Annotated in this window: 7 protein-coding genes and 1 rRNA gene; 6 read left to right on the forward strand and 2 right to left on the reverse strand. The window is 36.1% G+C overall.

From position 1 onward, the window contains the following. Positions 1-5 precede the first annotated feature (5 nt). From ACIQ2L_RS10560 to ACIQ2L_RS10570, 3 genes are all read left to right on the forward strand, one after another. Positions 6-1,673: a tetratricopeptide repeat protein gene (locus ACIQ2L_RS10560; RefSeq protein WP_396158545.1), complete on the forward strand. Its 1,668-nt coding sequence runs from the start codon at positions 6-8 to the stop codon at positions 1,671-1,673. Positions 1,674-1,763: 90 nt separating this feature from the next. Beyond that, positions 1,764-2,396 (forward strand): 7-carboxy-7-deazaguanine synthase QueE, encoded by a 633-nt coding sequence (locus ACIQ2L_RS10565; protein ID WP_396158547.1) that lies wholly within the window; start codon positions 1,764-1,766, stop codon positions 2,394-2,396. 8 nt (positions 2,397-2,404) lie between these two features. Then, entirely contained in the window at positions 2,405-2,788 is a 384-nt protein-coding gene (locus tag ACIQ2L_RS10570; RefSeq protein ID WP_396158548.1) for an energy transducer TonB, read from the forward strand. 32 nt (positions 2,789-2,820) lie between these two features. Here the strand turns inward: ACIQ2L_RS10570 and ACIQ2L_RS10575 are convergent, their stop codons facing one another. After that, complete coding sequence (locus tag ACIQ2L_RS10575; protein ID WP_396158550.1) at positions 2,821-3,519, reverse strand: class I SAM-dependent methyltransferase; 699 nt, start codon at positions 3,517-3,519, stop codon at positions 2,821-2,823. Positions 3,520-3,638: 119 nt separating this feature from the next. On the opposite strand from ACIQ2L_RS10575, the gene ACIQ2L_RS10580 reads away from it, so the two are divergent. Then, positions 3,639-4,133, forward strand: coding sequence for a YkgJ family cysteine cluster protein (locus tag ACIQ2L_RS10580; RefSeq protein ID WP_396158552.1), 495 nt, complete (start codon positions 3,639-3,641; stop codon positions 4,131-4,133). 42 nt (positions 4,134-4,175) lie between these two features. Here the strand turns inward: ACIQ2L_RS10580 and ACIQ2L_RS10585 are convergent, their stop codons facing one another. Next, positions 4,176-5,444, reverse strand: coding sequence for an exo-beta-N-acetylmuramidase NamZ domain-containing protein (locus ACIQ2L_RS10585; protein ID WP_396158554.1), 1,269 nt, complete (start codon positions 5,442-5,444; stop codon positions 4,176-4,178). Positions 5,445-5,448: 4 nt separating this feature from the next. Between ACIQ2L_RS10585 and ACIQ2L_RS10590 the strand changes: the two genes are divergently transcribed. Both ACIQ2L_RS10590 and ACIQ2L_RS10595 read left to right on the forward strand, forming a co-directional pair. Continuing rightward, positions 5,449-6,681, forward strand: a complete 1,233-nt coding sequence (locus ACIQ2L_RS10590; protein WP_396158560.1) for an ABC transporter permease — start codon at positions 5,449-5,451, stop codon at positions 6,679-6,681. Between the two features lie 658 nt (positions 6,682-7,339). Continuing rightward, positions 7,340-8,200, forward strand: a 16S ribosomal RNA gene (locus ACIQ2L_RS10595); the annotation flags it as partial.

The following is an 8,200-nucleotide window of genomic DNA, read 5'->3' on the forward strand; positions in this document are numbered from 1 at the left end:
AGAAGATGAATAAGTTTAAAATTTTCAGCATGGCTTTAATTGCAACTACAATTGCTAAAGCACAAGATTTAGAGCCAGCAAAGAAAGCCATTGATGCCGAACAATTTGAGAAGGCAAAATCGTTGTTAAAATCCATCATACAATCAAAACCATCAAATGGTAAGGCAACATTTCTTTTAGGAACTATTTATCTAAAACAAAATATTTCCGATTCTGCTTCAATCTATTTTCAAAAAGGATTAGCCGCAAGTGAAGGCGCAAGATTAAATAATATTGGTTTAGGACAATTAGATTTAGATGCCAACAACAAAGTAGCTGCACAAGCAAAATTTGACTTGGTCATCAAAGAATTGAAAAAGAAAGACACGGAAGAATATGTTTATATTGCTCGTGCTTATATGAATGCTGATAAACCGGATTATAAAAGTGCCATTACCATTTTGACAAAAGCAGCAGCAACAAATCCAAATGATGCTCAAGTGCAACTAGCATTAGGAGATGCTTATTATGGAGATAAAAATCAAAACGATTCTTATGTTGCCTACAGAAATGCTTATCAATTTGACAGCACTTTGATAAGAGCTAAAATGCAGTTAGGTGTTTTATTAAAAGGAGCTAAAGCGTACACAGAAGCTGTAAAGGCCTACAATGAAGTAATTAGTATTAACCCAAATTACGGACCTGTATATCGTGAATTAGCAGAAACCCATTATTTATGGGCAAATAATGTCCCTAAAACGTATGATGAAAATATAAAAAAAGCGCTAAGTTTTTATGAAAAGTATATGAGTTTGACCGATTATTCAATTAACTCAAGAATGCGTCATGCTGACTTTTTAATATTGGCTAAAGATTACAAAGCATTAGAATTGGAAGCTAATAAAATGAAAGAATTAGATGGAGTCAATCCAAGAATACTTCGTTATTTAGGTTATTCTTCTTATGAAAATGGTAATACAGATGCAGCATTAGAGGCGTTGCAAAAATTTACTTCTAATCCATCGAACAAAATAATTCCTCGAGATTATTTATATTTAGGTCAAGTCAAAATAAAAAAGGGGACTAGTGCCGATGGTAAATCAGTAGACCCAACACAATTAGCCTCAGGAATTGTAGACCTTAAGAAAGCAGTTGAAATGGAACCATTAGCTGCTAATGAATTTAACGAAATTGGCAAGAAATTATACGACCAAAAAGCATTTGCAGCAGCTGCAGCAGTTTTTGAATTAGCAGTTACAAATCCGAATTCAAAAAACTATTTGATTGATAATTTCTATTTGGGGAACTCATTATATTATGACAATACCAGAAAAGATGTCGTAAAACCAGATCCAATCGCATTACAAAAAGCGGATGTTGCCTTTGGAAATGTAATTACAGCATCACCAACAACACAAGATGCTTATGTCTTTCGAGCGAGAACAAATAAGTTGTTGGAAAATGATGATATGATGGCTAAATATTATGAAGATTATTTAAGAGTTGTTACCGAAAAAGGTGCGGAAGAAGTAACCAAAAACAAAGCTAAGTTTATGGAAGCTTACAACAATATTGCGGCTGTTTATGCTAATTCTGATAAAGCAAAAGCTGTTGAGTATTTCAATAAGACATTAGCTTTAGACCCGGCAAATGAATACGCCTTGAGTTCTATTAAATTATTGACGAAAAAATAATTCATTAAAAGATATAAAAAGAACCGTTCCAAAATCTTGGAGCGGTTTTTTATTTAAAAGGACTTATCTTTGCCCACTAGAGTTTAAAAAATGTTATCAAAAGAAACACAATTAGCAGTCGATAAAGGAGAAATGCTTCCGTTAATGGAAGAGTTTTACACCATTCAGGGCGAAGGATTTCATACCGGAACTGCTGCTTATTTTATCAGAATAGGTGGTTGTGATGTAGGTTGTCATTGGTGTGATGTTAAAGAAAGTTGGAATGCCGAATTGCATCCTCCAACGGCCACTGAAGTAATTGTATCCAATGCTGTTAATTATGCAGATACGGTTGTAGTTACTGGTGGTGAACCTTTAACTTGGGACATGACTTTTCTTACCCAAAAATTAAAAGATAAAAATTTAAAGGTTCATATCGAAACATCTGGTGCGTATCCTGTTTCAGGAATTTGGGATTGGTTTTGTCTTTCTCCCAAGAAAAATAAATTACCAGTCGACGATGCGTATGCAATTGCCAATGAACTAAAAGTGATTGTGTATAACAAACACGATTTCATTTTTGCCGAAGAACAAGCAGGGAAAGTTAACAATAACGCCATTCTTTTCTTGCAACCCGAGTGGAGCAAAAAAGAAGAAATGACGCCACTCATAGTAGATTATGTAATGAAAAATCCTAAGTGGAGAGTGTCGTTGCAAACCCATAAGTATTTAAATATCCCATAAAACTCAAAATGAAAGTAATCAAAGTGTTATTTATGTTTATTTTATTTCCAATTTTTGGATTTTCTCAAATAGGAGGTGAGGCGGAGGTTTATTTGACTGGAGATCGAATAGATGCTAAATTTAACGGGGGTGGAATAGATAATTTTACCGAGTTTTTGCATAAAGAGTTCGATTATTCAAAAGTTACTAAACCAGGAAAACTAGAGGCTGCTTTTACAATTGATATACAGGGTAACGTAACCAAGATAAGAATTATTCAAATTTTAGATATAGAATCGGCAACAGAATTTATTAGAGTATTAAAAAAATGTCCAAAATGGGAACCCGCACAGCGCAATGGAAAACCTATTAGTATAGAGATTAAATATCCTATGGTTTTTAGAGCTAAATAAATATAATTTTAATACATACCTTTTTGTTTTAATTAAAAAATTCTGGCTAAATAATCAAAGTGATTGCCTTCGATAACCAATTCACATTGCAACCCGTTAGCATGAACAGCATTTTGCAACGTATTATAATCAAGATACAACCAAGGGAAAGCAACATCGGTTTCTCCTTTATAAGAAACAGTAAATATCAATTCGCCATAATAACCATCAGTCGGAACCATAAAACCGCCATCTTCTTCTTGGTCAAACATATAAATAATATCGGAACTGTCTACGAGAATTTGTCCATTTGGATTCAAAAGTGATTTCAGTTTTTGGAGGTATTTTGAAGCTTCGGCTAAGGTTCCGAAAATGCCAGCTCCATTCATCAATAACAAAATGGTGTCGAACTTTTCGTTTTCAACTTCTAAGACATTTTGAACTCTTGAATTTTTTAATCCACGTAATTCACAAGCTTTTATGGCATTCGCCGAGAGGTCAATACCAGTTACCTCAAATCCTTTTTGCTGAAGATGTAACGCATGACTTCCTGCTCCGCAACCAACATCTAGAACCTTCCCTTTGCAAAGTTGTAACGCTTTTTTCTCTATTTTAGGCATTTCCTTGTAATTTCTAAAAAGATATTCCACACTCATTTCATCAACTTCCGAAATGTTGGTTTCTGTGACTAAGTCTTCGGGTGAATTACTAGTTTGAAAATCGAGAATGGCTTTGCCTAATAAATCTTTCATTTATTATGAATTTATTTCAGAATCTTTTTTAAAGATTCTATTTTTAAGTTATTTGGTTATTCGTTTTGTGTAATTTTGTTTGCAAATAAGGATTTAACAACCTTAAACAATTTTAAACAATGTTAAACCAACTCGAACAATTACAAAAGCTTGCCAAAGATAAGCATATCGAAAACAAAAAGTATTTTGATAAGCTCAAAAAGAAAACACCCAAGAATCTCGATTATGTGATGCAAGAATTGCACGATGCCGAATTCAAAAGAACTAATTGTTTGAATTGTGCTAACTGTTGCAAAACGACAGGACCTTTATTTACTTCGTCTGATATCGAAAGAATTTCAAAGCATTTAAAACAAAAACCACAGCAATTCATCGACCAATATTTGCGTATTGATGAAGATAAGGATTATGTGTTGCAAAGTGTTCCGTGTGTATTTTTAAATAATCAAAATTACTGCATGATATATGATGTGCGGCCCAAAGCGTGTCGCGAATTTCCGCATACCGACAGAAAAAAATTTCAGCAAATAGCTAATTTGACTTTGCAAAATGTAGCTATTTGCCCGGCAGCGTATAATATTGTAGAAGAAATGAAGAAAAAATTGTCTTTGTAATCTTAGCTCCCCTCTCCTTTGGAGAGGGGTTGGGGGTGAGGTTTAATAAATCAAATATTTTTTTCGCATCGCCATAAAATCATTCAACCCTTTTCTCCATGATTTTCTAATTTCTGCTTCCGAAGATCCAGCTTCAATTTGCTGTTGTAGTTTTTTGGTTCCAGCAAGTTTAGTAAAAAATGAATTGAAAAATTTGTTTTTATCCCAAGTGGTATTGTACGCTTTTATTAACCATTTCAATTCTAATTGTTTTACTTTTTCTATTTTGGATAAATCTTCTCCATAACATAATTGTCCTTTGTGCATCGGTTCTTTAGCGCCGAAATTTGGTATTGGAGTAAAGCTAAAATCACTCTTTGGCAAATAAGGCGACCCGTAAATCTGGAACTGATTTTCGGTGCCACGACCCACACTCACATTGGTGCCTTCAAACAAACATAAACTTGCATATAAGTTGATTGCTTGGTCATTAGGCAAATTGGGTGATGGTTTTACTGGTAAGCTATATGTCATTTCTCTTGTGTAATTTAAACATGGAATTACAATCAAGTTGCATTGAACTCCAGTTGTAAGCCATTTTTCTCCATTAATCATTTTAGCATACTCACCAATGGTCATTCCGTGTAGTAACGGAATGGGATGCATCCCAACAAAACTCGTATATTCTTTTACTAAAATCGGTCCGTCTACAATTCCACCATTCGGATTGGGTCTGTCTAACACTAATAATCGAACATTATTTTCTGCACAAGCCTCCATTATATAATGCAAAGAAGAAATATACGTATAGAATCGGGCACCAACATCCTGCAAATCAAAAACCAAAATATCAAGACCAGCTAATTGTTCAGGTTTTGGTTTTTTGTTATCCCCATAAAGCGAAATAATTGGCAATCCGGTTTTGGTGTCTTTGCCATCTACTACGTGTTCGCCAGCATCCGCTGTTCCTCGGAAGCCGTGTTCTGGGGCGAAGATTTTTTGGAGATTTATTTTTTCAGAAAGTAAATAGTCGACAATAGAAGTTTTAACAAACCTAACAGCTTCATCACTTCCTATATTAGTATTATTTTTCACTTCTGTAAATTCTTTTATTGTAATAATCCCCGTCTGATTAGTCACAATCCCAATTTTCTTATCTTTTAAAAAAGGTAAATAAGCATTATAATTGTCAGCGCCAATTATAATGTCTTTATTATATGCGGTTTCAGCTCCCCTCTCCTTTGGAGAGGGGTTGGGGGTGAGGCTTCCACAAGAAACCATTAGCAAAACCAAGAATAAAACTGTATTTTTGAAGACTGAATTTGAAATCATTCCATTGAAATTAGAATATTTTATAGCAAAACGACTCATTACTGCTAAAGACCATAAAAGTAGTATATCTGCACCAATAATAAAAATTGCCATCACCGCCATTGCCCTCGGAATGATCATGATGATTGTTTCTATTGCCACTGGAATCGGCCTGCAACAAAAAATACGCCAAAAAGTTTCTGCTTTTAACGGACACATTATTATTTCGGGATATAATGATAACAATTCCGATGTTAGTATAAAGCCGATATCTATTCATCAAAATTTTTATCCAAAATTTAAAAACGTCGAAGGTATAACTTACGTTCAGGCAGTTGCAAGCAAAACTGGAATCATCAGAACCGAATCAGCTTTCGAAGGCATTATTTTTAAAGGTGTTGGCAAAGACTATAAAACCAACAATTTAAAAGAATATCTAGTTCAAGGCAGGCTGCCCAATTTCAAGAACAATCTCAACGAAGAAGTCCTGATTTCGCAATATTTATGTAACCGTTTGGGGCTAAAACTCGGAGACAAGTTTGTGACCTATTTTATGAAAGAAGAAAGCGAAGGGTATAATCTTCGGAATTTCAATATAGTTGGAATATACAATTCAGGCTTCCAGGAATTTGACGCTAGTTATGTCATTGGCGATATCCGTCACGTGCAACGTATCAACAAATGGAAACCCGATCAAATCGGTTCTTTCGAAGTTTTTGTTGACGATTTTACCCAAATAGAAAGCAAAGGACAACAAGTCTATGAGGAAACGTCTTCAACTCTCGATTCCCAAACTATTGTTGAAAAATTCTATTACATCTTCGAATGGCTCAAACTTTTCGATTTCAATATTATTATTATTTTAATAGTGATGATAGCAGTATCTACTATTAATATGGTCGTGGCGCTTTTGGTTTTAATTCTAGAAAGAACCCAGATGATCGGAATCCTAAAATCACTCGGTGCTAACAATTGGTCCATACGAAAAGTGTTTCTCTACAACGCCGCCTACTTAATCGGTCGCGGATTGCTATGGGGAAATATCATCGGAATCGGACTGTTGCTACTCCAAAAATACTTCGGCATCATCAAACTCAACCCCGAAAGTTACTATGTAAACGAAGCGCCTGTCGACATCAACTTGTTCTACATTTTGTTGCTTAACATCGGAACTGTTGTAATCTGTTTGTTGGTTTTACTCATTCCGTCCTATATCATTACTAAAATTACTCCGTCAAAATCCATTCGTTTTGAATAGCTAGGAGCACAGCACATTTCCTTTTTTAGAACGTTTGGTCCCGCTGTCCGCGCTACGAGGTAGCTTGCTACCATCGGGGCTAAGGAGTTCGTTTTGTTGTGTTCAAGATTTTTTTTCAAAAGGTATAAAAAGTAGTTGTAACTTACGAGTTATCAACATCTTAAAAAAACCTCAAAAAAAGCATTAAATTTATTTGGATTGAGGTCGATTTAGTACTTATATTTGCACCCCGCTTAAGGATAAAAGTTCTGTTGAAAACTAGGAAAACGAGTAATTTAGAATAAATTCAAAAATAATTTTAAAATTGCTTGTTGGTTAAGAAAGAATAATTACTTTTGCACCCGCTTTGAGAATGAAAGTAGAGACAAGTTGAGACTTGTCTTTGAGAATGAAAGTAGAGACAAGTTGAGACTTGTCTTTGAGAATGAAAGCGGAGAACCTGAAACAAGTTCAGGTTAAATACAAAGAAGAACACGTTCATAGACATATTGAATTGACAGCCGTCTCGTCCACAAGACGAGACAACAAAAGAGAGTAAGAGAATCGAATCCCGATTATTCGGGATTAATAAAAGACTAGCCTTTGTCTATAAAAAAGCTCGTAAGAGCAGACCCTGATTTATCCTGAATTTATTTCAGGAACACAGGGTAAACAATATACGATGAAGAGTTTGATCCTGGCTCAGGATGAACGCTAGCGGCAGGCTTAACACATGCAAGTCGAGGGGTATGATAGCAATATCTGAGACCGGCGCACGGGTGCGTAACGCGTATGCAATCTACCTTTTACAGAGGGATAGCCCAGAGAAATTTGGATTAATACCTCATAGCATATCGTTTGGGCATCCTAACGATATTAAAGTTCCAACGGTAAAAGATGAGCATGCGTCCTATTAGCTAGTTGGTGTGGTAACGGCACACCAAGGCTACGATAGGTAGGGGTCCTGAGAGGGAGATCCCCCACACTGGTACTGAGACACGGACCAGACTCCTACGGGAGGCAGCAGTGAGGAATATTGGACAATGGGCGCAAGCCTGATCCAGCCATGCCGCGTGCAGGAAGACGCATCTATGGTGTGTAAACTGCTTTTGTACGGGAAGAAACACTCCTACGTGTAGGAGCTTGACGGTACCGTAAGAATAAGGATCGGCTAACTCCGTGCCAGCAGCCGCGGTAATACGGAGGATCCAAGCGTTATCCGGAATCATTGGGTTTAAAGGGTCCGTAGGCGGTTTGATAAGTCAGTGGTGAAATCCCATCGCTCAACGATGGAACGGCCATTGATACTGTCAGACTTGAATTACTAGGAAGTAACTAGAATATGTAGTGTAGCGGTGAAATGCTTAGATATTACATGGAATACCAATTGCGAAGGCAGGTTACTACTAGTGTATTGACGCTGATGGACGAAAGCGTGGGGAGCGAACAGGATTAGATACCCTGGTAGTCCACGCCGTAAACGATGGATACTAGCTGTTCGGAGCAATCTGAGTGGCTAAGCGAAAGTGATAAGTATCCC

The organism is Flavobacterium sp. (genome assembly GCF_044369455.1).
Taxonomy (GTDB): Bacteria; Bacteroidota; Bacteroidia; order Flavobacteriales; family Flavobacteriaceae; genus Flavobacterium.

Excerpts from the sequence above, each read along its gene's own strand:
- ACIQ2L_RS10560 (WP_396158545.1), top strand. The coding sequence starts at position 6 with ATGAATAAGTTTAAAATTTTCAGCATGGCTTTAATTGCAACTACAATT.
- ACIQ2L_RS10565 (WP_396158547.1), top strand. The coding sequence starts at position 1,764 with ATGTTATCAAAAGAAACACAATTAGCAGTCGATAAAGGAGAAATGCTT.
- ACIQ2L_RS10570 (WP_396158548.1), top strand. The coding sequence starts at position 2,405 with ATGAAAGTAATCAAAGTGTTATTTATGTTTATTTTATTTCCAATTTTT.
- ACIQ2L_RS10575 (WP_396158550.1), bottom strand. The coding sequence starts at position 3,519 with ATGAAAGATTTATTAGGCAAAGCCATTCTCGATTTTCAAACTAGTAAT.
- ACIQ2L_RS10580 (WP_396158552.1), top strand. The coding sequence starts at position 3,639 with ATGTTAAACCAACTCGAACAATTACAAAAGCTTGCCAAAGATAAGCAT.
- ACIQ2L_RS10585 (WP_396158554.1), bottom strand. The coding sequence starts at position 5,444 with ATGATTTCAAATTCAGTCTTCAAAAATACAGTTTTATTCTTGGTTTTG.